Source organism: Acidisoma sibiricum, assembly GCF_057837225.1.
This window is the reverse complement of the sequence record NZ_CM174445.1, coordinates 2,978,236-3,000,274: the sequence shown is the minus strand read 5'-3', so window position 1 is coordinate 3,000,274 and position 22,039 is coordinate 2,978,236. Positions and strand designations below refer to the sequence as shown.

The following is a 22,039-nucleotide window of genomic DNA, read 5'->3' as shown; positions in this document are numbered from 1 at the left end:
CCATTCCTAGCGTGAGCGACGATCCCAGCCAAATGGTCATCTTGGATGGCTTGGCCTTATCGCCGGCATAGGTTGCCGGCTGCGGGTCGACCGCGGCTGAGCGGCAATACGGCCGGGACGGGGACGGGCCGGCGTTAAAAGAGGAGAATTGCCAGGGCAAAATAAAATAACGGCCTTGCATCATCAATCATTGCATGAGAGTGAGACATTCTGCAGCTGTAAATAAACTCGCATCGCAAGCGAGGATGATCTGAGGGAAAGGCGCGGTCTTTTAATGCTGAGGCGAGTGTTCGGACGGTCCGCTGCCACGGCGCCGCTGGCGCTGCAACCAGGCAGCGTTCCCGATTTGGCGCCCTTGCTGGCCGCAACAGGGCCGTATCGCCCTGTCTTCGCGGTGCCCGAGAGCGCCGGGCACCGTCTGATCGCGCAGTGGCCTGTCGTCGGTGATCTGGTGCAGACCGAACCCAAAGGGTTCCTGCGGCCGGCCGACGCCCTGACGCTCTACGATATTGCCCGTTACACGGCGGGGACTGTGCTTGAGGTCGGCAGCGCCTGGGGCCTGTCGGCCACCATCCTGTGCCTGGCGGTGAAGGCGCGCGGCCATGGCAAGGTTGTGTCGATCGAAATCGATCCGGCGTTCCAGCGCCTGACCGGTCAGGCTTTGCGCAGGCTCGGTCTGCATCGCTGGCATGAGATGCGCGGCGGCGACGGAACCGCCCTCTTGCAGCAGGCGGCAATGCGAGGCGAGCGGTTCTCTGCCATTTTCATCGATCACGATCATGGCGCCGAAGCGTCGCGCCAGGCCTGCGCGCTTCTGCCTGATCTGCTCGCGCCGCGCGGTTTCATGCTTTTCCATGACTTCAACGACACCCTGAATGAAACCGGGGAATATGGCGTCTATGACGCCGTGTGCCGCATGCTGCAGGATAGACCCGACCTTGCCCTTTACGGCACGCCGGGGTGCTGCGCGCTCGTCGGCTGGAGGCAGATGTGAGCCTGAGCGTTTCGATCATCATGCCGGTTTACAATGGCCGCGCCTATCTCGAGGATTCGATCGGTAGTGCCGTCATCCAAAGTCTGCAGCCTGACGAGATTATCATCGTCGATGACGGCTCCTCGGATGGATCGGCGGATTTTGCAGAGACAATCGAGACGCCATTTCCCAAGCATGTCCTGCGGGTCGCCAATGGCGGCCAGTCGCGCGCGCGCAACATTGCGGCCGCACAGGCGAAGGGCCAGCTTCTCGCCTTCCTCGATCATGACGATATCTGGCATCGCCGCCATCTTGAGCGTCTGGCAGCCCCTTTTGACAGCGATCCCGATCTTGGCTGGTCTTACAGCGATATCGACGAGATGGATCACGACGCGCAGCTCGTCCATCGCCAATTGCTGCGGGTGCTCAATCCTGAAGCGGAGCATCCCAAACGCAGTCTCTACAATCTTCTCGCCGATGACATGTACATTTTCCCCAGCGCTGCGGTGGTGCGGGCGGATGCCTTCAGGGCGGTCGGCGGGTTCGATGAGCGCCTGGCCGGCTATGAGGATGATGATCTCTTCCTCAGGCTGTTCCGGGCCGGCTGGGGGAATGTCTTCCTTCCTGAGAGCCTGGTGCGCTACCGCCGCCACACATCGAGCAGCGCCTTCAGTGACCGGATGTGGAAAAGTCGCGACATTTACGCGGCAAAGCTCATGGAGGCATTTCCAGACGATCGCGACTTGTCGCGCTTCTGGGTGCGGGACCTCATCGCACCACGGTTTTTCAGGGCGGGCCAGTCGGAATATGTGCGCCACATGGCCCGTGGCCGCTATGAGCTTTGTGCCTTGGCGCTGGATGTCGTGCGCCGATACTCGGCCCTGTCGAAACCAGGTTTGCGCCGACGCTTCCGTCAGGCACTGATCTTGCGGCTGATGGAGCATCCGAAGCTTTTTTCGATCCTGTTTTACCTGCTCCGGCGCGACCCCCGTTTCCGCAGGCGCCGGACACAGGTGGTTTGAGTGTGGAGGCCAATGCTGTGCCAGACCGCGTGACGACGACGACGACCGCGACACGGCGGATTGCCTTTCCACGCGGTCGTTGGATTCGGTTCTCGTTTGAATGCGATGCGCGCACCAGGGCGACGCTTACCCGGCTTCATCACCGTCTCAGCTACGTCTGCGGCCTATCGGCCGTCCGTGTGCTGGCGGCGCTGGCCGGGCTGATAGGGCTGGTATTGCTGCGCTGCCCGACCGTGCTGACGCGAGCGAGCTTCTGGGGCGAAGATGGCTGGGTTTGGTACCCAAGCTGCTACATCCATGGCTGGCGCTGCCTGCTCATCGACCATACCGGGTATCTGCAGACGATTTCGATGCTCGTGGCGCTGCTAGCGCAGCCGTTTCCGCTCTATGCCGCACCGACGATCTTTGCCCTTGCGGCGCTTATCGTGCAGGCCGCGCCCGGCGCTTTCCTGATGTCATGGCGCATGGCCGAGGCCATCCCATCCGGCTGGGTCCGTTTCCTGCTCGCGATCCTGCTCGTCGTCGTCCCCGGGATGACCGAGGTCTATGTCAATCTGACCAATGCCCAGTGGCATCTGGCACTTTTGGCGCTGCTTGTGCTGACCGCAACGGTGCCGACCAGCAAGGCAGGGCGGTTGTTCGATACTGCCATCCTTGCTCTGAGTGGGTTAAGCGGTCCCTTCGCTGTCTTTCTGGCGCCGGTCGGCTGGCTGTGGTGGTTCGGCCACCGTAACCGCTGGTCTTTCTGGCGGGCCTGCATGATCAGCGCTGCGGCTTTGATCCAGCTGAGTCTGATCCTGCTGCATGGCGCAACGCGCAATCCCGGCGGCCCAGGCCTCGGCGTAAGCCTGCGTGATTTCGAATCGATCATTCTCAACACGATTCTGGTCGGCACCATTGGCTGGCACAGCCTGTTGCGCAACGGCTGGGGGCCGGGCTTTGGCTGGCTCTATGGAGACAATGCGGCAGCGCTTGGCCTGTCGACGCTGATCCTGCTCGCGGCCTTCACCCTGGCGGTTTTGGCCTGCCGCCGGAGCCGGCCGGTTTTGCCGGCCTTCCTGCTCTTCGTCGCGCTCGAATGCGTGGCGACCCTGATCGACGGCCTGCCGGCCAATCGGGAGCCCCTGTGGCACGAAATCGCCACCTCGCTGACCAGCCGCTATTCCTTTCATCCAATTCTCGCCTGGATCGCAGTCCTGGTCGCTCTGGCGGGCGACCGTTCTCTAGGGCTGCGCAGTCTCGGGCGCGTCGGACTTGCGACGGTGCTGCTCTTTGCCGTGCCCGGGGATTTCCTGTTGCAGCCGCTGCCACCACTGGGCTTTCCGCAGGAAGCCCGCGCCTTCGAGCAAGCGCGGCCCGGTACCGTCATGCGCTTTCCGACGCGGCCCTTTCTTTATATGCAGCTGACGAGACACTAGAGGCAGGCTGCTGAGTCGCAGGTGCAATACCGGCCATCACGCCGCTATTGAGCCTGCGGGTCGGTCGTTGGCGCGCCTCAGCGCCCGACCCGCGCCTGGAGATGCGCCGGATAGCGGTCGCCCTGCACCGTGATCTTGGCCAGGGCAGTCTCGATATCGCGCAAATCCTCCGCGCTCAGTGCGACGGAGGCGCCACCGATATTCTCGGAGAGCAGCGGCTCCTCGATGAACAGCGGCTCGATTTCCTCCAGCCGTTCGGCCAGGCGGCGCGCCATCGGATTATCGCCGCCGATCCAGGCATAGCATTCTGCTTTGTCACGGACTTTACCGCCGAGGAGCTGCCAGACCGGAACGCCCAGCGCGCGGCCTTTGAGATCCCAAAGTGCCTGATCGAGCCCCGAAAGCGCGCTCATCAACGCTGGGCCGCCGCGATAGAAGCCGCCGCGATAGGCGACCTGCCAGATATCCTCGATATCGGCGGCGTCACGGCCGATGAAGCGGTCGCGGAAAGAGGCGAAGACGCCTTCAACCGCTTCGCCATGGCCTTCCAGGCTCGCCTCACCCCGGCCGATGGCGCCGTCGCGGGTTTCGACGCGGACAAAGAGCCAGCGCGGCGGCACGGCGAAGGTCTCGATACGGTCGATGATCAGAGGCTGCACGGATCGGGACTGCTTATGGTCCGATCATTCCTAGCCCGAGGGGGCGACCCGGCGAAGAGCGGGGCGGGATGGCGGGGCCGAAGGTGGCGCATGGCGGGAGGGCAATCGAGAGGCCGGTTTCGACCCAACCAAGACATTGTGGGGGGCACCGCCAATGTCTGGTACGGCTGGGAGCGGAAGGACTGTTTTGGACGCGAAAGTGGACCTTCTTCCATAGATTTTGAGCTGCGCAGAAGTAGCGCTTCCTAGCCGAGTACTAACGAGGTGACTAGATAACTATCGTGAGGTGCAAGCGTCACTACTGCTCGACGCGGGTAATCCAGACCATGCTCCCTTCTTCGGCACCTTTCGGTGTTCCGGCTTGCGCGGCTGGTGAATATTTGCCGCAGAAGCCGGCGCTGCTTTCGGTTCTAACTGTGCAGCCTCCAGAGCATCCACACGGGAGATCAGGCCTTTGATCGCCGTGGCATCGGCATCTGCCTTTTGCTCCGCGCCGATAGCCCGCGTGAGGGAGGTAAGAGCGTCGCGTAAAGGGGCGAGGCCCAACCCGTCCAATTGCGGAAAGCGGGTAACATCCACCCTTACTAAAGCCTCTGTAGTTCGTCCGGACCGAAACGTTGTCGAAACCGCACCGAACGAGAACAGAATGATTGCGAGGGCTGCGAGAACCTGCGCTCCCCGAACAAATTGCGCCACATGGTCGTTGTAGGCGGTATTCATCGAGGCGCAGTACAGAAAACCGCGCGCCCGTTCCGCAGCATTGTAGGGTTTGAACTCCCCAGACGTGAGGTTGATGACCGCACCAAGATGGAGGGCCTCCCTCTCCCGGACCCACAAGGCTCTGGCGGCAGACACATAGCTTAACAACATGAGGGTTGCCGAGAGTGCCAGGAGGATGATCGGAATAGTACGCTCGACCCGTGTGAATGCCTGACCGTGTAGGACAAAGACGAAAATGGACGCGAGCGACGGCGTGATGAGCCCGATGGCTGTGAATGTCCACTGCGCCTTCTGCTCCAGCTGGCCCCGCCGCTGCTCCGCCGCGTCGAAGATCGCCTGGCAGAACTTGACGCAGTGCTCCTCTTCCTCTTTCTTCAATCTTTTGGTTGGAAAGACGCTAAGCGGGGCGCCAATTGTACCGAAGGGAACTAACGGCTGCCAGAAATATCTGAGTAATTTTCTTCCAAATGTTTTACTTCCCTTCGACGTTGGCCAATCAGGCGCGGGGGGCGTCGCCATGAAACTCATTACTCACCTTCGGCGTCGTAAAGCACCTCGACAAGAGCCGACCTAATCGGGAACCCCAACGCATTTTCGAGCCAGGCCCATTCCCCGGTTGGGTTCACCTCGAGGAAGACATAGTCGTTGTCAGGTGTCTTGATGAAGTCGAAGGCGCCATAGACCAGGCCTAGTTGCGCAAGCATTTTTCTGCACCGCATCTCTATACTGGCAGGAAGGACCGAGGAAGCATAGGTTACGGGCAGATTTGGATCTCTCCAATCCACTGCGTTCCCAATTCCTCCTATATTCGCGACGTAGAGGTGGCGGCCCACGAACGTTGCACGCACGTCTGCACGTCTAGGTATCTCCTCTTGTAGCAGAAGCGGACAAAGACGCACCGCCTCTGCATCCAATTCTTCGGCAAGAACCCGGCGGGTGAGGATTGAATGCCGCGCCTCTCCATCATAAAACAAGCCATGATAGATCGGTTTGCATATCGTCCCGTGAGGATTAGATGATGCAAATTTTCGGAGAACGTCGACGTCAGCCGACACAACCGTACGGGGGACTCGGAAGCCGAGCTCATGGGCCACTCGTAGCTGCAACAGCTTGTGCTCGGCCACGCGGACATTCTCGATCGGGTTAACCCAGGTAATTCCAGGGTTGAATACCAACCCAGAAAAAAAGTGGCGCATCTCGCCAGCCACAAACGCCTGCTCAGAATGCGTCATCTCGGCGGCGGCCGACGGACAGATCGAACGCCTGTACCAGACGGAGCTGACGTCGCGCAAGCATACAGACCTTTCGCCTGCACTCAGGCGGCCTTCGATACCGTTACTGCTTAAGGTGAACGTGGCGGCTGACGGTGACAGCTCCTCTGAGTTCATCCTGAAATATGGAAGTTCCCTGTTCAGCAACTCTACGATCAGAAAGTCAGCGGTCAGATCCTGATTGGACGTAACGATTAGGAGCATCAGGCGGTCTTGGAAATCTCGGAGTGGTCGGTCCCTTCACGGGTGGCGGTCACCGCGGTCTCTCCGAATCGGCTGGACAAGCGGTAGGCGCTTTCCCCTTGGTCGGTCCCCTCCATGGTCTTGCTCATACTGGTCTCGCCGAAGCGCGAAGCTTGGATGCCTACAATCTCCATCTGGTCGGCTCCCTCCCTCGTTTCGGTGAGCGAGGTTTCCCCGAACCGCGAGGCGCCTATCTGACGTGCCGCCTCTCGAGAGACCACAGGTTCGCCAGTATCGGTCTCGATCCAGATCTGCTTTTCGGCGTGGTAGGAGTGATTCGGGGCCGGTCCCGAATCCGCAGGGAGTTGCGTGGCGCCTCGCAGTATGAACGGCTTCACTAACATTATCCTGACCTCTGGTCTGAAATAGCAAATGCTAAGGTTGGCTTGGCGCCATATTACAGTCATTTGCAGGGCAGTGCGATGGGTCTCGGACTCGTCGGTGAAGGTGGAGCGTTAACGGGCAAAGTCGATCTGCGCCTGCCAATTAAGCGACATTTCAAAACCGCCAGAATGGCTCAACCAAACGGTGTGTGGGAAATCCTTCACCTCTGTGATCGGTTGTGCCTCACGAAAGTCATCCCGGGCGAATGTCCGCTATCTCGAGCGACAAAGGTCCGCCCGTATGACAGGCTTGGGCGCTAAGCGGACCTCGTCCGGCTTATGCCCAATGACCGCAATCCCCCCATCTCAGCCCTTCCCGCCCTAACCCCCCGGCGCGAAACCTTCCAGCATCCCCGTATAGGGTTTCGCACCCGGCCGGGCGTAGCCCGCGACTTTGGAGGTGGTGAGGCCGAGGCCGATCAGCCCCTCCGCCATCTTCACGGCCGCCGCCACACCGTCGATCACCGGCAGGCCCATCTCGGCCGTGAGCGCGCGCGCAAGGTCCGCCATGCCGGCGCAGCCCAGCAGGATGCATTCGGACCCGTCTTCGGCGATGGCGCGGCGGATTTCCGCGCGCACCTTCTCAACCGCGCCGCTGGCCGGGTCTTCCAGCGCCAGCACCGGCACGCCGGCGGCGCGCGCGCGGCCGCGCCCGTCCATGCCGTAGCGGCGGATAAGCCCGTCCATGGCGGGCAGCGAGACGGGCAGGGTGGTGACGATGGTGAAGCGATGGCCCAGAAAGCCGGCCATGCGCATCGCGGCCTCGCAGATGCCGATGACGGGCATCGCGGTCACGGTCCGCGCGGCGTCGATGCCGGGATCATCGAAACAGGCGACCACGACCGCCTGCGCGCCGCGCTTTTCCCCCGCCAGGATTTCCGTGATCAGACCCGGCACGCAGAAAGCCTCGTCGTAAAAGCCTTCGATGCTGACAGGACCCATCGCGGGGTTCACGGCGTCGATCTCGGTGCCGGGGCTCGCCACTGATCGCGCGGCCGCACCGATCTTCGCGGTCATCGACGCGGTCGTGTTCGGATTGACGACAAGGATCTTCATGGCAGGTCAGCCGAGCTTGGCCGCGCGGCGGCGGCGGATGATGGCCATGCTGGTCATGGCGATGATGATGACGAGGGCTGAGAAAGCCGTCGTCAGCGTGCCCAGGGCATAGATCACCGGCGTCGTCACATTGGCGGTCATGGCGAAGATTTCGAGCGGCAGGGTATTGCTGTCACCGGCCGTCATCATGGTGCGGGGAAACTCGTCATAGGACAGCGAGAAGCCAAACAATGCGATGCCGACCACGCCCGGCAGGATAATCGGCAGGATTACATTGGTGAAGCTGCGCCACGGGCTGGCGCCCAGATCGCGCGCCGCCTCTTCCCAGCTTTTGTTGAAGCGGTTGAAGACCGCGAACATGATGAGCAGGCCGAAGGGGATGGTCCAGGTCAGCTGCGCGCCGAAGGCCGAGCTGTACCAGGCGGGGTCCAGCCCCAATTGGCTGAAGAACAACCCGATGCCGAGGCTGACGAGAATGGAGGGCACGATCAGGCTGGCGATGACGAGATAGAAGAGCACGGTCGAGCCCGCGAAGCGGCGGCGGAAGGCCATGCCGCCGGCCACCGAAATCACCACATTGGCGACCATCACCATGAAGGCGAGGATGAGAGAGCGGGTGATCGCGCCACCGAAATCGCCCACCATCTGCTGCTGGAACAGGGCATGGAACCAGTGGAAGGAGAAACCGTTCATCGGGAAGGTGAGACCGCCATTGGGCCCCTGGAAGGACAGGATGACGATGGTCGCGATCGGCCCGTACAGGAACAGCACGAAGGCCGCGAAAAGGGCCGCCAGGATATAGAAGGATTTGCCGCGGCTATCCCGGTTCATCGCTCACAGCTCCTTGCGGATATCGACCACGCGCAGGATCAGGAAGACCATGATCAGCACGATGGCGAGCAGGATGACGGCGTTCGCCGCCGCCGCCGGATATTGCAGCTGCGACATCTCATTCTGGATCATGATGCCGACGGACGCACTCTGTCCGCCGCCCATGATGCTGACGCTGACGAAATCGCCCATCACCAGGGTGATGACGAAGATGGTGCCGATGCCGATGCCGGTTTTGGACAGCGGCAGAATGACGTTGAAAATCGTCTGCCAAAAGCCCGCGCCATTGTCCCGCGCCGCTTCGATCAGCGTGCGGTCGATGCGCATCATCGAGTTGAAGATCGGCGTCACCATGAACAGCGTGTTCAGATGCACGAAGGCGAGGATGATGGCGAACTGGCTGTAGAGCAGGAAGGTCAGCGGCTGGTGGATGAGATGAAAATGCAGCAGCACGCTGTTGACGATGCCGTTGCGGCCAAGCGCCGGAATCCAGGAAATGGTGCGGATGATGTTGGACGTCAGGAAGGGGATCGAGCAGACCAGAAACAGCCCCATCTGCCAGGCCGCGCCCCGCACCTCGAAGGCCAGAAAGTATGACAGCCAGAAACCCAGGACCAGGGTGATGGCCCAGGTGATGACCGCATATTTGATGGTGACGGCAAAGGTCTCCCACGTCACCGCGGATGTCAGCGCATCATGATAGTTCTGGAGCACGAAGCTCCAGAGGATTTGCACGGAATTGTAGTCAAGGAAGCTCACCACGACGAGCATGAGGATCGGGATGACCAGAAAAATCCCGAGCACGAGGGCAAGCGGCGTCGCCAGCAGCCAGGGGCCGGCGGACGCGCCGCCGGCCCTCGCTTTCTTCACAACGACCGCCGGTTTGACAGCGGCGGTATCGACCGTGGTGCTCATCAGACCGCCCTTATGCGCCCGTCGTTACGCGACCGAGAACTCATTCCATTTCTGGATCAGATAGCGGTCGTTATCCATCACCGAATTCCAGCAGGCGATATGGCCGATGCGATCGTAGTAGGAACCGCCGTCGCGCGTATCGCCGGCCTTCGCGATCTGCTGGCCCTGCGGGCTCATGATGGCGGCCGTCGCCGGCTTGCCTTCCATCCAGTAGCCCCATTCGTTCGGCGACATATACTTCTGCGCCGTGGTCAGCACCGCCGAGTAATAGCCCTGGCGGTTGAGGTAGGCGCCGGTCCAGCCCGACAGATACCAGTTGATGTATTCGTAAGCCGCGTCGCGCTCGAGACCCGTAAGATGCTTGGCAATGCCAAGACCGCCGCCCCAGCCGCGATAGCCTTCGGCCAAAGGCTGGAAGGTGCAGGCAATGCCCTTGGAGCGCACGGCGGTGACGGCCGGCGACCACATCGACTGGATGACGACTTCGCCCGAGGCCATCAGGTCGACGCTTTCCTCGAAGCTTTTCCAGAAGGCGCGGAACTGGCCGGCCTTCTTCTGCTCGATGAGGAAGGCGATGGTCTTGTCGATTTCGGGCTTCGTCATATTGCCCTTGTCGCCATATTTCATCATCCCCAGGCTTTCGATCGTCATCGCCGCATCCATGATGCCGATGCCGGGGATGTTGATGATCGCGGCCTTGCCCTTGAAGGCCGGGTCCACGAGTTCCTTCCAATGGGTGATGGGCTTGCCGACCAGATCAGGCCGGATGCCAAGCGTATCGGCATTGTAGATGGTCGGGATCAGCGTCATCCATTCCGTCGGCGCGCTGGCAAATTTGGTGGAGGACGCACCCTCGACATAGCTGACGCGGCAGGGCGCGGTGCCCTGGCCGACGGAGGCGGTCGGCGTCACCTTGCCGTCTTTGAACAGCGGCACGATCTCATCGTAATACTTGATCTTCTTGATATCGAGCGGCTGCAGGCGGCCGGTCGGGAAGACCTTCTTGACGGTGAAATATTCGATGTCGGCGACGTCGTAGCTGTTGGGCTGGGTGATGGCGCGGATGGCGGCGGCGTCCGTATCCATCGCGGTCATCGAAATGGTGATGCCGGTATCGGCCTTACACTTGGTTGCAATGTCATTGAGGTTCGAGACGCCCGTGCCGAACTGGCGGAGCGTGATGTTCTTGATGTTCTGCGCCCAGATGGTCGGGAAGCCGGTGATGGCGCCGGACCCGGCAGCGGTGCCGGCGACCGCGGCGGCCCCCTTGAGCAAGCCACGGCGGCTGATGGTCGTCTTCTTGGTCATGCAAAAAGATCCTTATGTTGCGATGGACGTTCAGAGCGTGACGGGATGGGCGTCGGCGGTGGCCCAGGTCAGATGTGCCGTTTCACCCAAGGTGAGAGGCGAGGCGAAGAACTGGTCATCGGGGACCAGGGCCACGACCTCGCCGGTGGTTGCCGTCTCGATCCCGACTTTGACGACGGTGCCGAGATATTCGATGGAGGAGACAGGGCCGCCGATGCCGGTATTGGCGCCGGGGGCCGCGATGCGGCAGCGGTCTGCGCGCACGGCGACCGCACCGCCATCCTGACGAATGACATTATGCCCGCCCATGAAGCGCGCCACGAAGGCGGTGGCGGGGCGGTTGAAAATCTCCTGCGGCGGGCCGCTTTGGACGATGATGCCGTGATCCATCACCACCACGACGTCCGCCAAAGCCAGGGCTTCCTCCTGGCTGTGGGTGACATGGATGAAGCTGATGCCAAGCTCGCGCTGCAGGCGTTTCAACTCTTCCCGCATTGTGCCGCGCAGAAAAGGATCGAGCGCCGATAGCGGCTCATCCAGCAACAGCACCTTGGGCCGGGTGATCAGCGCGCGGGCCAGGGCCACGCGCTGCTGCTGGCCGCCGGACAGCTGCGCCGGCAGGCGCGCCGCATATTTCTCCATCTCCACCATGGCGAGCAGCTTGCGGGCTTCCGCCCGGCGCTCGTCACGGCCCACACCCCGCATCTTGAGGCCGAAGGCGACATTGTCGATACAATTCAAATGCGGAAACAGCGCGTAGCTTTGAAACATCATCGCCGTGCCGCGTTTCACCGGCGGCAGGTTGCCGACATTCTGCCCGGCAATGATGATATCGCCCTCGCTGATATCCTCATGCCCCGCGATCATCCGCAGGGTCGAGGTTTTGCCGCAGCCGGAGGGCCCGAGCAGGCAGCAATAGGAGCCGCGCGGAATCCGCAGATTGATATCGCTGACGGCGGTGGTGCTGCCGTAGCGCTTGCTGACCGCGATCAGCTCGACATCCAGAACCGTCGTCACCATGATCCGTCCTGCGGCAGTGGGAATAACCGCCAAACCACGCCCCTCAGCGCGCGTATGCCGGCCTCACGCAATCTCACGCAAAGGTCATGCCAAAGGCAGGGTGTCGGTTTTTCTGGAGTGGACATGGCGGGACAGCGCGGCTTGCCGCGCTGTCTGCATCGAAAATATCAAACTGTGTACAGTTTGTAGGCGGTCAGATTTCCGCCCAGGCTGCGGAAGGCCCTTCAGGCCTCGCAGCCCGCGCCCCGCAGCAGGTCTGCGACCGCATCCGCCGGCACATCGCGCGAGGTGAAGGCCTGTCCGATGCCGCGCGCCAGCACGAAATGCAGGGCGCCATCGCGCATCTTCTTGTCTTTGCGCATATGGGCCATCAGGCGCGCCGCCGAAAAGCGGCGGTTCAGCATGGCGATCTCGGACGGCAGGCCGACACTGTCCAGATGCCGTCGGATGCGCGGCGCCAGATCCGGCGGGCAATGGCCCAGCCTGGCGGAGAGGTCGAAGGCAAGGCCCAGGCCGATCGCCACAGCCTCGCCATGCAGCAGCCCGGCGCCATAGCCGACCTCGGCTTCCAGTGCATGACCGAAGGTATGGCCAAGGTTGAGCAGAGCCCGGCCGTCATTCGGCTTTTCCTCACGCTCGTCATCGCCAACCACGGCCGCCTTGAAGGCGCAGGCAATCTGGATGGCCTTGGCCTGCAGCGCGCGATTGCCGGCGATGATGCCGCCGCCATTCTCCTCGCACCAGTCATAGAAGGCGGCGTCGCCGATCAGCCCGGTCTTGACGATCTCGGCATAGCCGGCGCGCAGCTCCCGCACCGGCAGGGTCGCCAGCGTGTCGGTATCCGCCAGCACGATGCGGGGCTGATAGAAGGCGCCGATCAGGTTCTTGCCGTGGCGGGTGTTGATGCCGGTCTTGCCGCCGACGCTGGAATCGACCTGGGCGAGGAGGGTGGTCGGCACCTGCACGAAGGGCAGGCCGCGCAGCGTCGCCGCCGCCGCGAAGCCGGCCAGATCCCCCACCACGCCGCCGCCCAGCGCGATGACGGCGGTGCGCCGCTCCACCCCCTGTTCGAGCAGCTGATCCACTACGGAGGCCCAGTTCTCGACGGATTTTGAGGGTTCGCCGGATTCGATCGCGATCGTACCCGTGGTGAAGCCGGCCGTTTCCAGCCCGGTCAGCAGGGTCTGCAGATGCAGCTCGGCCACGGTCTTGTCGGTCACCACCACGGCGCGGCGCTGAGGCAGGATCTGGCCCAGCAAGCCGCCGGCGCGGGTGATGAGGTTGCTGCCGATGACGACCTCATAGCCGCCCCCCGCAAGCTCTACCGGAACCGACAGCGCCGGCAGATGCCCCAGCATTGTCTCGGCCATGCGGCCAGCCATGGCATCCACAGATTCGTCGCGGGAGTCGATCACGATATCAGCCTCGGCATAGATGGGATGGCGGAGCTTCATCAGCCCCTGCAAGATGGTGCCCGGATCGCCGCTCATCAGCAGCGGCCGGTGGGTGCGTCCGGCGACGCGTTTCAGTAAAAGCGGCAGCGTCGCCCTGATCCAGATGGACAGGCCCATGGCCCGGATGACGGCGCGGGTCTCGGCATCCATGAAAGCACCGCCGCCGGTCGCGAGCACGATTCGGGGGCCGTCCAGCAGCCGGCGGATCACCCGCCGCTCGACATCGCGGAAGGCGGCTTCGCCGAAACGCTCAAAAATTTCGCTGACCGTATAGCCCGATGCGGTTTCGATTTCCTGGTCGGCATCGATGAAGGGCAGACCCAGAGTCGCGGCCAATCGCTTGCCGACAGCGGTCTTGCCCGCCCCCATGATGCCGACAAGCACAATGCTGCGATCGGCCAGATCGCGTGGCACGGGATTGGCCTTCGGGGCATCGTCGTTATTGCGCATCATCAAGCCAGAGGTTAGCACAGCCGCAGTTTCCACGGGCAGGCCCAGCTGATGCGTAGTTTTTTGTTAGTCTTCATTGTCGTCCTGTTGGTCGTGCTCGGCGGCGGGTTCGTGGCTTTGGGCATGTTTCCGCTGCCTCTGCACCAGCATCAAGTCCATCAGATCCTGCCAAACAGCGTGATTGACAAGAGCTAGGCTTACGCCACGGCGTCCTGGCGGGCCCGGCCGGGGCGCAGGATCGTCCAGCAGACGGCGGCCATGATGATGGCGCCGCCGAGCAGCGTCATCAGAGGCGGGGTTTCGCCGAAGGCCAGCCACACCCACAGCGGCGCCAGCGGCGTATCCAGCAATCCGATCAGGGCAGCCTGGGTTGCCTGCACCCGCCGCATCCCGAGCGTGAGCAGAATGAGCCCCAGACCGAGCTGGCAGGTGCCGAACAGCACGAGGTCCAGTATCGGCAGGTGGCTGATGGGTCCAAGCTGCGCGAAGGGGGCCGCCGCCAGGGCACTGACCAGACATTGAATGGCAACCGCCGGCATCATCGAAATATGCCGGCCGCGGCGGATCAGCACCACCAGCGCGGCATAGGTCAAAACCATGCCGAAGGCGAGCAGGTCGCCGGCCAGATGCCCGGCGCGGAGGGCGCCATTCGCCATGATGGCAACGCCCAGCAAGGCCGCCAGACTGCCGATGAGGACATGGGCGCCTTCCCGTTCGCGCAATACCGCCCAGGCAAGGGCGGCGGTCACGAAGGGCAGGGTGGCGTAGATGACGGCCGTATCCGCGACTGAGGTCAGGCGCAGCGACGAAAGATAGAGATAAGACGACAGCGAGCCCATCACGCAGATGGCAAGGCCGGTCCAGCCCACCGCCCGCGTCATCGTCCAGGCGTGCCGCCCGTAGCGGATGAACAGAACCAGGAAGATGAACAGGCCGGCCACGAGACCGCGCCAGAACAGCAGGGTCACCGCATCCAGCGGGATCAGCCGCGTGAAGAACCCGGCCATGCTATAGGCGACGGCCGAGGCCGAAAGAAGTCCAATCCCCAGCCACCGCTGCATGTTGCTATCCGTTTCCTATCGCGTGATCGGGATTATAGTGAGAGCGGTCTGACAGCGTGGTGTCAGCAACCGGTGTTGCGCGCCAGTGGCAAAAGGAACGGGCTATCATGCGGCCTGCCGATCGTCTGTTCGACATCATACAGCTTCTGCGCGGGAGCCCCCGCGCCCTGACGGCCGCGGCCATCGCCGCCCGGCTGGAAGTCTCGACCCGCACGATCTACCGGGATATCGCAACGCTCCAGGCAAGCGGCCTGCCGATCGATGGCGCCAGCGGCTTCGGCTATGTGCTGGGGCCGGGCTATGACCTGCCGCCGCTGATGTTCACCGCCGAGGAATTCCAGACCATTGCGGTGGCGCTGGATCTGGTCAGCCGCACCGGGGATCGCGGCTTGCAGGAAGCCGCGTCCGCCGTCCGCGCCAAGATTGCGGCGGTGGTGCCGTGCAGCACCACGCCGTCTGTCGAAACGCCCTTTTATGTGTGGAGCCGGGGTGCGTCCGTCGCGCCCGTCGTCTGCATGGGCGCGGTGCGCGAGGCCATTCGCGGGGCCCGCAAAATCCGCCTCGATTACCGCAGCCGCGAGGGGGTTGAGAGCCGGCGCGTCGTCTGGCCGCTGGCGATCGCCTATTTCGCGGAATCGACCCTGCTCGGCACCTGGTGCGAATTGCGCCAGGACTACCGGCATTTTCGGACCGATTGCGTGCAGGATCTGGTCATTCTGGATGAGACTTATCCAGCCAGCCAGCCTGAGCTGCTCGCCGGCTGGCGCGCCCTGCAAAAGGCGTATGAGGCGCGCGAACCTGAAACAAGAGCCACAGCAGGCGTATGAACCGATACCTCGAAGCCTTTCTGGAAATGATGGCGGCGGAAAAGGGCGCGGCGCGCAATACGCTCGCAGCCTATCGCGCGGATCTCGAAGATCTGCTTGCCTTCCTGGCCGCCCGCGGCAGCGATATCCTGACCGCCGATACGCGGGCTCTGCGCGCCTATCTGGCCTCGCTCGCGGATCTCGGCCTGTCCGAGCGGACCCAGGCGCGCCGGCTGGCGAGCCTGCGGGGCCTCACCAAATTCCTGCTGCGCGAAGCCATCCGCACGGACGATCCGGCCCGGCTGCTCTCATCCCCCAAGGCGCGGCCAGGGCTGCCGAAGAACCTGACCGAGGCCGAAGTCGACCAGCTGCTGACGACGGCCGCCGCCGAAGCGCAGACCGGGCCACGCGGCCTCATGATGCAGGCCGGGCTGGAAATCCTCTATGCCAGCGGGCTGCGTATTTCGGAGCTGCTGTCGCTGCCGGCGGTCGCGCTGACGCGGGATGCCGAGATGGTCATGGTGCGCGGAAAGGGCGGCAAGGACCGCGTGGTGCCCTTGTCGAATGCGGCCCGCGAAGCCGCCCGGGCGCTCCGTGCGACCCATGCCAAGGGCAGCAAATGGCTGTTTCCAGGGCGGGACCCGCGCCAGCCGCTGACGCGGCAGGCTTTTTTCCTCGCTTTGAAGGATCTGGTGCTGAGAGCAGGGCTGGACCCGGCCCGCGTCTCTCCGCATGTGCTGCGGCATTCCTTCGCGTCGCATCTGTTGGGGCGCGGCGCCGATCTCCGCAGCCTGCAGATGCTGCTGGGCCATTCCGATATCGCCACGACCCAGATCTACACGCATCTTCTGTCCGAGCGTCTACAGAAACTGGTTGATGACCATCATCCGCTCGCCACCGCCCATCCCGACAGTGACCGCGCGGTGCCGCATCTAGAAGCACAGGAGTGACGTTATTTAAGGGAAACCCGTGACATGAAGCCAGGAGACTCCCTTATGCGCGTGCTTGCCATTGCTGCCCTGGGCGCGCTCGCCGCGCTGTCGGCCTGTGCGCGACAGCCGGTCACGGCCTTCACGGGCCGCACGCCTGTCTTCAAGGTCGAGGATTTCTACAACGGCCATTCGCGCGGCTACGGCTTCTTTTTCGACCGTAACGGCAATGTCGTGAAGCAGTTCACGGCCGATGAAAACGGCACCTGGGACGGCACCACGCTGCGGCTGCACGAGCATTACCTGTTCTCAGACGGCAAGACCCAGGACCGGGACTGGACCTTCACCCGCGATGCCGATGGCACCTGGATCGGCCATACGCCGGACGTCGTGGGCGTGACCCGCGGCCAGACCGCGGGCAATGCCTATCGCATGCACTACGCGTTCAGTTTCAAAAGCAGCGGCTCGGACCATACGCTGACCTTCGATGACTGGCAGTGGATGGTCGCGCCCAAGATCATGATGAACCGCGCCTGGGGCACCAAGCTCGGCTTCGAGTTCGGTGAGATCGAGGCGACCTTCATCCACGACTGAGGACGCGCGGACGCATCCAGTGGGCCGCGTGATCGGCCAGGCGGCGGACGATGGTCCGGCCGGGCACTTCCACCCAATGGTGCAGGGCGCTGCCCACGCCATACAGGCTGCCGATGAGGAAGACCGCGGACATGGTCTGTGCCACCGCCGTGGGCATCGTGCTGGGCAGATGCGTGATCAGCCAATGCACAAGACCGATCCAGACATTGTGGATGACGTAGATCGTGTAGCTCAGCACCCCGAGCTGCAGCAGCGGCTTCCAGGAAAACAGCCTGGCGAGTGAACCGCGGTCGCAGGCCAGGCACAGGACGAGAAGCGGGAAGGCGGGATAGATGGCCTGGTCGGGCAAATGCAGCACCAGGCAGAGCATGATGTAGCCCAGTGCCGCCCAGCCGAGGCCCGATCCCGCGAACCGCCGGGCCGGGGGCCATTGATACAGCCGGTAGGTCAGGAGGCCGAGCGTGAAGCCGCCCAGACAGCGCAGCATCGGAACCAGGGTACGGCCGTCATAGGCATCCAGCGCCCCATTGTGATGCAAGCCGTCAAACTGGGTCAGGATGCTGGCGGTTATGATCAGCGCCATCGCCAGCAACAGAGACAGGATGGCAAAGGCTGCGCGGCGGAACAGAATGCCACCGACGATGAAGGGGAAGAAGAAATAGGCGCCCCATTCGGTGCTGATCGACCAGGTAGGCGTCGTCACCGCTTTCGCGACACCCCAGGACTGAATCATGAAGATATTGGCGATGACGTCCTTGACCGGCATCGGCAGGTTCATGGCGAACCAGCCATTGGGCACCTGCAGGCTGCCATAGACCGATAGCGAATAGGCGATTCTGAGGGCCAGGAAGATGATGTAGAGCGGATAGAGCCGGGCGACCCGCCGCATCAGGAAGGTGAAAAACGCGGGCAGGGTGACGCGGTCGCGAAACATCTTGCCATAGGTCAGGGCCATCACGAAGCCGCTGAGCACGAAGAAGACATCGACCGCCAGATAGCCCCGCGCCACCAGATGGCTGAGCCCATAGGGGAAATCCCCGGCCGGGTAGGTGTGATAGGCAATGACGATCACCGCCGCTGCGCCGCGCACGCCCGTCAGAGCGTCGATTTCGTCCCTTCCCTTGGGGGCGATCCGGTCATCCCGGATGGCATCTCGGTCCATGACCGCCGTATTGCTCTCCATAGAAGGCCATAAAGGGGCAATGCTGGAGATTTGCACCGCTGATGATCAGGCGCGCATGAAAAACGGGGACAAACCGTCTTCAAGCTTTGGCGAGCGGTCCGGGGCGCGTCGTCCGGGACGCGTCGTCCGGGGCGCGTATCAGATCAGCTTGGTGGCGGGCGATCCGACCTGGTTGCGCCCGGCCCGCTTGGCGCGCAGCAGCGCATCCTCGGCGGAGGCGAGCACGCGCGCGGGTTCGTCGAAGCCGATGATGCCGGCGACCCCGATGCTGACCGTCACCGGTGCGATGCGCGTGCCGACCATGAACGGATAGCTTGCGATCACCGCCCGCAGCCGTTCCGCCACCATGATCGCATCATTCATCGGCAGAGCCGGCAGCAGCAGCGCGAATTCCTCTCCGCCGATGCGGCAAAGCAGATCACCCTCGCGCAGCGTCGTCATCAGGCAGGTGGCCATTTCCTGCAGGCACCGGTCCCCCTCGGTATGACCGAAGAAATCGTTGAAATCCTTGAACCAGTCGATGTCGATCATCAGCAGGCTGCCGCAGGTATCCTCCTGATCGCAAATGCGCCCGAGCGTCGCCTCAAGCAGGCGGCGGTTGCCGACGCCGGTGAGCGGATCGGTCAGGTAGGGATCGTCCGATTGGGGGGCTGCGGCGGCCGCTGCCGCCTGGGTTTTGAGCCGGCTGGCTAAAGCGAAAAGATAGGCCTGACGGGCTGCCTGCTCGCGCTGGTAATGGCCGGTCAGCATCGGGATCGCGAGAACGGCGAGGGCGGCGGGCAGGACGGCACGCTCGGCCATGCCGAAGGCTGGCTGCAAAAACAGTGCGGTACCGAGGGCCAGCACGGTGACCACGGCCAGCGTGACGCCGGCGCGAAAGCCGGGGCGCAGCAGAACCAGCAGCAGATGCAGCGGCACCGCCGCAAAGATCAGCGCGGCCAGAGTATGCGAGGCCGGGGCGGTGGCGCCGAGGTCGATGACCGAGACGGTCAGGCCGAGGCTGAAAGCGAGCTGCGCCGCCTCCCGCTTCCAGAAGATCATGCCGGCCCGGAAATAGGGCATGGCCGCCAGGGTGAGGACGATCATGCCGACCGCTTGCAGCGCGATCGCGCCCCAATGCGGCCTATGGCTGGGCACCAGACTGACGATCAGCGCGATCGCCAGATAGCCGATCAGAAAATACTGAGAGCGCCGGCGCAGCAGCCGCGCGCGGAAGGGCGCCATATCGCGCCGGAAGCGCGTTTCCAGCGCGCCGTCAAAGCGCAGGCCCAAGCCAGTGCGGCGAAGCGCTGTTTCGATCAGGGTCAGCGGTGGTGCGGGGGCGTCGGTCTCCGACGCTGTGTCTACCCCCATGAACGGACGGTCCCAGACGGTCATAATCCGCCGTAAAAGCGCCCGTCTTCCTCAACATGGGGTGAACCGAGAGGCGTGCTTCCTTCACCCCTGCCTTGCAGCAGGTGAGAAGAGGTTAAAGCAGTACGAGATCGTCGCGGTGGATCAGCTCATCGCGGCCGCGCCAGCCGAGGATCGCCTCGATCTCTTCCGAACGGTGGCCCGCGATGCGGCGAGCATCTTCGCTGCTATAGGCCGAGAGGCCACGCGCGATCTCATCGCCACTGGGGCCCAGCACGCGCACCGCGTCGCCGCGTGCGAAATCGCCGCCGATGCCGCGCACGCCGGCCGGCAATAGCGAGCTGCCGCCCGCCAGCGCGCGGGCCGCGCCGGCATCGACCGTGACCGCGCCGAGGGGCGACAGGCTGCCGCCGATCCAGCGCTTGCGGGCCGAGCGTCCGTCCTGGCTGGGCAGGAACCAGGTGCAGCGGGCGCCGTCCGCCAGGGCCTGAACGGGATGGGCGCGATGGCCCAGCGCGATCGCCATGGCGCAGCCGGCGCTGGTCGCGATCCGTGCGGCCACCAGCTTGGTGCGCATACCGCCCGAGGAATAGCCGGGCGGCGGCTCGCCGCCCATGGCGTCGATCTCGGCCGTCATGCCCGTCACCACGGGAATATGCTGGGCGTCCGGGTCGCGCCTGGGGTCGGCGGTATAGAGCCCGTCGATGTCGGAGAGCAGAACAAGCTGGTCGGCCTGCACCATCTCAGCCACGCGGGCGGCCAGCCGGTCATTGTCGCCGAAGCGGATTTCGGCGGTCGCCACCGTGTCATTCTCATTGATGACCGGCACGCAGCCGAGCGACAGCAGGGTGGTCAGCGTCGCCCGCGCATTGAGGTAGCGGCGGCGGTCCTCGGTATCTTCCATCGTCAGCAGCAGCTGCGCCGCCGTGATGTTTTGCGCCGACAGCGCCTCGGTCCAGGCCTGGGCCAGGCGGATCTGCCCGACAGCAGCGGCCGCCTGCTTTTCCTCCAGCCGCAGGCGCGGCTGCGTCAGGTTCAGCGTGCGGCGGGCCAGCGCGATGGCCCCGGAGGAGACGACGATGACCTCGGTCCCCTGTGCGCGCAGCGCCGCGATATCTTCGGCGACTTCATTGAGCCAGACCTGACGCGGGGTGGCAGCCTCTGCATCGACGACGAGGGCGGAGCCAAGCTTGATGACCAGCCGGCGTGCCTGCTTCAGCACCGGCACGCCGGTCGCGGCATCAAGCCGGGCAGCCGTGACGCTCACGCCCGCGCGGCCCGTCTGGCGGCCGCCCGCTGGGCCTCCATCCGCTCGGCGCGGGCTTCGTTGACGAAGCCCATCAGCGCGCGGAGCACCTCGGGCAGGCCTTCGCCGGACACGCCGGAGGCGACGAAGACCGGGCGGCCGGAGGCCTTTGCCAGCGCGGATTTGCGGGAGGACAGCTCGCGCGGGGTCATGGCGTCGGATTTGTTGAGGACGAGGATTTCCGGCTTGTCGAGCAGGCCGCCGCCATAGGCTTCCAGCTCGTCGCGCACCGTGCGCCAGGCATCGACCACGCTGCCGGCCGCGCCGTCAATCAGATGCACGAGCGCCGCGCAGCGCTCGACATGGCCGAGAAAGCGGTCACCCAGGCCCACACCCTCATGCGCGCCTTCGATGAGGCCCGGAATATCGGCGAGGACGAATTCCTCATATTCCGTAGGCCGCACGACGCCGAGCTGCGGCACCAGGGTGGTGAAGGGATAGTCCGCGATCTTGGGCTTGGCGGCCGAGACGACGGACAGGAAGGTCGACTTGCCGGCATTGGGCAGGCCCACCAGCCCGACATCGGCGATCAGCTTCAGGCGCAGCCAGACCCAGCGTTCCTCGCCCGGCCAGCCCTTGTCGGCCCGCCGCGGCGCGCGGTTGGTGCTGCTTTTGAAATGGGCATTGCCGTGGCCGCCGTCGCCGCCGCGGCAAAAGACGACCCGCGCCTCGGGGTGGTCCAGATCGGCCAGCAGCGTCTCCCGGTCATCGGCCAGGATTTCGGTGCCGACGGGGACGCGGATGGTGATCGATTCGGCGTCGCGTCCGGTGCGGTCGCTGCCCGAGCCGTTGCCGCCCTTGGGCGCCTTGAAATGCTGGGTATAGCGGAAGTCGATCAGCGTATTGAGGTCAGCCGAGGCTTCAAAAATGATATCGCCGCCGCGCCCGCCGGTGCCGCCGTCGGGTCCGCCGAATTCGATATACTTCTCCCGGCGGAAGGCGATCGCACCATCCCCGCCGTCGCCGGAGCGGACATAGATTTTGGCTTGATCGAGGAACTTCATAAACGCACCAGAAAAAGAAATAGGGGCCGACAGAGCCGGCCCCTTGAAAGTCTCATGAGGCGGACCCGAAAACCGGGTCC

At 63.7% G+C, this 22,039-nt stretch carries 21 protein-coding genes; 6 read left to right on the top strand and 15 right to left on the bottom strand.

Features of this window, described 5'->3' with window-relative positions:
- The first annotated feature begins 274 nt into the window (after positions 1 to 274).
- From AC3G7M_RS14335 to AC3G7M_RS14325, 3 genes are read left to right on the top strand one after another with little or no spacing between them, the layout of a single operon-like run.
- Entirely contained in the window at positions 275 to 994 is a 720-nt protein-coding gene (locus AC3G7M_RS14335) for a class I SAM-dependent methyltransferase (RefSeq protein ID WP_489212788.1), read from the top strand.
- Positions 991 to 1,995 (top strand): glycosyltransferase family 2 protein, encoded by a 1,005-nt coding sequence (locus AC3G7M_RS14330; RefSeq protein ID WP_489212786.1) that lies wholly within the window; start codon positions 991 to 993, stop codon positions 1,993 to 1,995. Before AC3G7M_RS14335 ends, AC3G7M_RS14330 begins: the two co-directional genes overlap by 4 nt.
- A 2-nt stretch (positions 1,996 to 1,997) precedes the next feature.
- Entirely contained in the window at positions 1,998 to 3,413 is a 1,416-nt protein-coding gene (locus AC3G7M_RS14325; RefSeq protein ID WP_489212784.1) for a hypothetical protein, read from the top strand.
- Positions 3,414 to 3,490: 77 nt separating this feature from the next.
- Here AC3G7M_RS14325 and AC3G7M_RS14320 read toward each other — a convergent pair whose 3' ends face one another.
- The 11 genes from AC3G7M_RS14320 to AC3G7M_RS14270 all read right to left on the bottom strand — a co-directional run bounded on the left by AC3G7M_RS14320 (position 3,491) and on the right by AC3G7M_RS14270 (position 14,784).
- Entirely contained in the window at positions 3,491 to 4,072 is a 582-nt protein-coding gene (locus tag AC3G7M_RS14320) for a hypothetical protein (RefSeq protein WP_489212783.1), read from the bottom strand.
- Between the two features lie 276 nt (positions 4,073 to 4,348).
- Positions 4,349 to 5,311: a hypothetical protein gene (locus AC3G7M_RS14315; protein ID WP_489212782.1), complete on the bottom strand. Its 963-nt coding sequence runs from the start codon at positions 5,309 to 5,311 to the stop codon at positions 4,349 to 4,351.
- Positions 5,312 to 5,319: 8 nt separating this feature from the next.
- Positions 5,320 to 6,267, bottom strand: coding sequence for an MvdC/MvdD family ATP grasp protein (locus tag AC3G7M_RS14310; RefSeq protein ID WP_489212781.1), 948 nt, complete (start codon positions 6,265 to 6,267; stop codon positions 5,320 to 5,322).
- Positions 6,267 to 6,440 carry a hypothetical protein gene (locus AC3G7M_RS14305; RefSeq protein ID WP_489212780.1) on the bottom strand — a complete coding sequence of 58 codons (174 nt, stop codon included), beginning with the start codon at positions 6,438 to 6,440 and terminating at the stop codon, positions 6,267 to 6,269. Before AC3G7M_RS14305 ends, AC3G7M_RS14310 begins: the two co-directional genes overlap by 1 nt.
- Before the next feature lie 570 nt (positions 6,441 to 7,010).
- The gene (locus AC3G7M_RS14300; RefSeq protein ID WP_489212779.1) at positions 7,011 to 7,745 is read right to left on the bottom strand and encodes an aspartate/glutamate racemase family protein; all 735 of its coding nucleotides are present in this window, start codon (positions 7,743 to 7,745) and stop codon (positions 7,011 to 7,013) included.
- Between the two features lie 6 nt (positions 7,746 to 7,751).
- On the bottom strand, positions 7,752 to 8,576 hold the full coding sequence (locus AC3G7M_RS14295) for an ABC transporter permease (RefSeq protein ID WP_489212777.1): 825 nt from the start codon (positions 8,574 to 8,576) through the stop codon (positions 7,752 to 7,754).
- Positions 8,577 to 8,579: 3 nt separating this feature from the next.
- Positions 8,580 to 9,491 carry an ABC transporter permease gene (locus tag AC3G7M_RS14290; protein WP_489212776.1) on the bottom strand — a complete coding sequence of 304 codons (912 nt, stop codon included), beginning with the start codon at positions 9,489 to 9,491 and terminating at the stop codon, positions 8,580 to 8,582.
- Between the two features lie 24 nt (positions 9,492 to 9,515).
- Positions 9,516 to 10,799: an ABC transporter substrate-binding protein gene (locus AC3G7M_RS14285; protein ID WP_489212775.1), complete on the bottom strand. Its 1,284-nt coding sequence runs from the start codon at positions 10,797 to 10,799 to the stop codon at positions 9,516 to 9,518.
- Between the two features lie 30 nt (positions 10,800 to 10,829).
- Positions 10,830 to 11,819 carry an ABC transporter ATP-binding protein gene (locus tag AC3G7M_RS14280; protein WP_489212774.1) on the bottom strand — a complete coding sequence of 330 codons (990 nt, stop codon included), beginning with the start codon at positions 11,817 to 11,819 and terminating at the stop codon, positions 10,830 to 10,832.
- 224 nt (positions 11,820 to 12,043) lie between these two features.
- Complete coding sequence (gene aroB / locus AC3G7M_RS14275; protein WP_489216054.1) at positions 12,044 to 13,726, bottom strand: 3-dehydroquinate synthase; 1,683 nt, start codon at positions 13,724 to 13,726, stop codon at positions 12,044 to 12,046.
- Between the two features lie 194 nt (positions 13,727 to 13,920).
- Complete coding sequence (locus AC3G7M_RS14270; protein WP_489212773.1) at positions 13,921 to 14,784, bottom strand: DMT family transporter; 864 nt, start codon at positions 14,782 to 14,784, stop codon at positions 13,921 to 13,923.
- 107 nt (positions 14,785 to 14,891) lie between these two features.
- On the opposite strand from AC3G7M_RS14270, the gene AC3G7M_RS14265 reads away from it, so the two are divergent.
- From AC3G7M_RS14265 to AC3G7M_RS14255, 3 genes are read left to right on the top strand one after another with little or no spacing between them, the layout of a single operon-like run.
- Positions 14,892 to 15,611: a helix-turn-helix transcriptional regulator gene (locus AC3G7M_RS14265; RefSeq protein WP_489212771.1), complete on the top strand. Its 720-nt coding sequence runs from the start codon at positions 14,892 to 14,894 to the stop codon at positions 15,609 to 15,611.
- On the top strand, positions 15,608 to 16,540 hold the full coding sequence (locus tag AC3G7M_RS14260) for a tyrosine recombinase (protein ID WP_489212769.1): 933 nt from the start codon (positions 15,608 to 15,610) through the stop codon (positions 16,538 to 16,540). The genes AC3G7M_RS14265 and AC3G7M_RS14260 overlap by 4 nt, the downstream gene beginning before the upstream one ends.
- A gap of 45 nt (positions 16,541 to 16,585) precedes the next feature.
- On the top strand, positions 16,586 to 17,113 hold the full coding sequence (locus tag AC3G7M_RS14255; protein ID WP_489212767.1) for a DUF3833 family protein: 528 nt from the start codon (positions 16,586 to 16,588) through the stop codon (positions 17,111 to 17,113).
- On the opposite strand, the gene AC3G7M_RS14250 is transcribed toward AC3G7M_RS14255, so the two are convergent.
- From AC3G7M_RS14250 to obgE, 4 genes are all read right to left on the bottom strand, one after another.
- On the bottom strand, positions 17,100 to 18,275 hold the full coding sequence (locus tag AC3G7M_RS14250; RefSeq protein WP_489212766.1) for an acyltransferase family protein: 1,176 nt from the start codon (positions 18,273 to 18,275) through the stop codon (positions 17,100 to 17,102). The genes AC3G7M_RS14255 and AC3G7M_RS14250 overlap by 14 nt on opposite strands.
- A 159-nt stretch (positions 18,276 to 18,434) precedes the next feature.
- The gene (locus AC3G7M_RS14245) at positions 18,435 to 19,649 is read right to left on the bottom strand and encodes a GGDEF domain-containing protein (RefSeq protein WP_489212765.1); all 1,215 of its coding nucleotides are present in this window, start codon (positions 19,647 to 19,649) and stop codon (positions 18,435 to 18,437) included.
- Between the two features lie 115 nt (positions 19,650 to 19,764).
- Positions 19,765 to 20,916 carry a glutamate 5-kinase gene (gene proB, locus AC3G7M_RS14240; RefSeq protein ID WP_489212763.1) on the bottom strand — a complete coding sequence of 384 codons (1,152 nt, stop codon included), beginning with the start codon at positions 20,914 to 20,916 and terminating at the stop codon, positions 19,765 to 19,767.
- Positions 20,913 to 21,959 carry a GTPase ObgE gene (obgE, locus tag AC3G7M_RS14235; RefSeq protein WP_489212761.1) on the bottom strand — a complete coding sequence of 349 codons (1,047 nt, stop codon included), beginning with the start codon at positions 21,957 to 21,959 and terminating at the stop codon, positions 20,913 to 20,915. The genes proB and obgE overlap by 4 nt, the downstream gene beginning before the upstream one ends.
- Between the last annotated feature and the right edge of the window lie 80 nt (positions 21,960 to 22,039).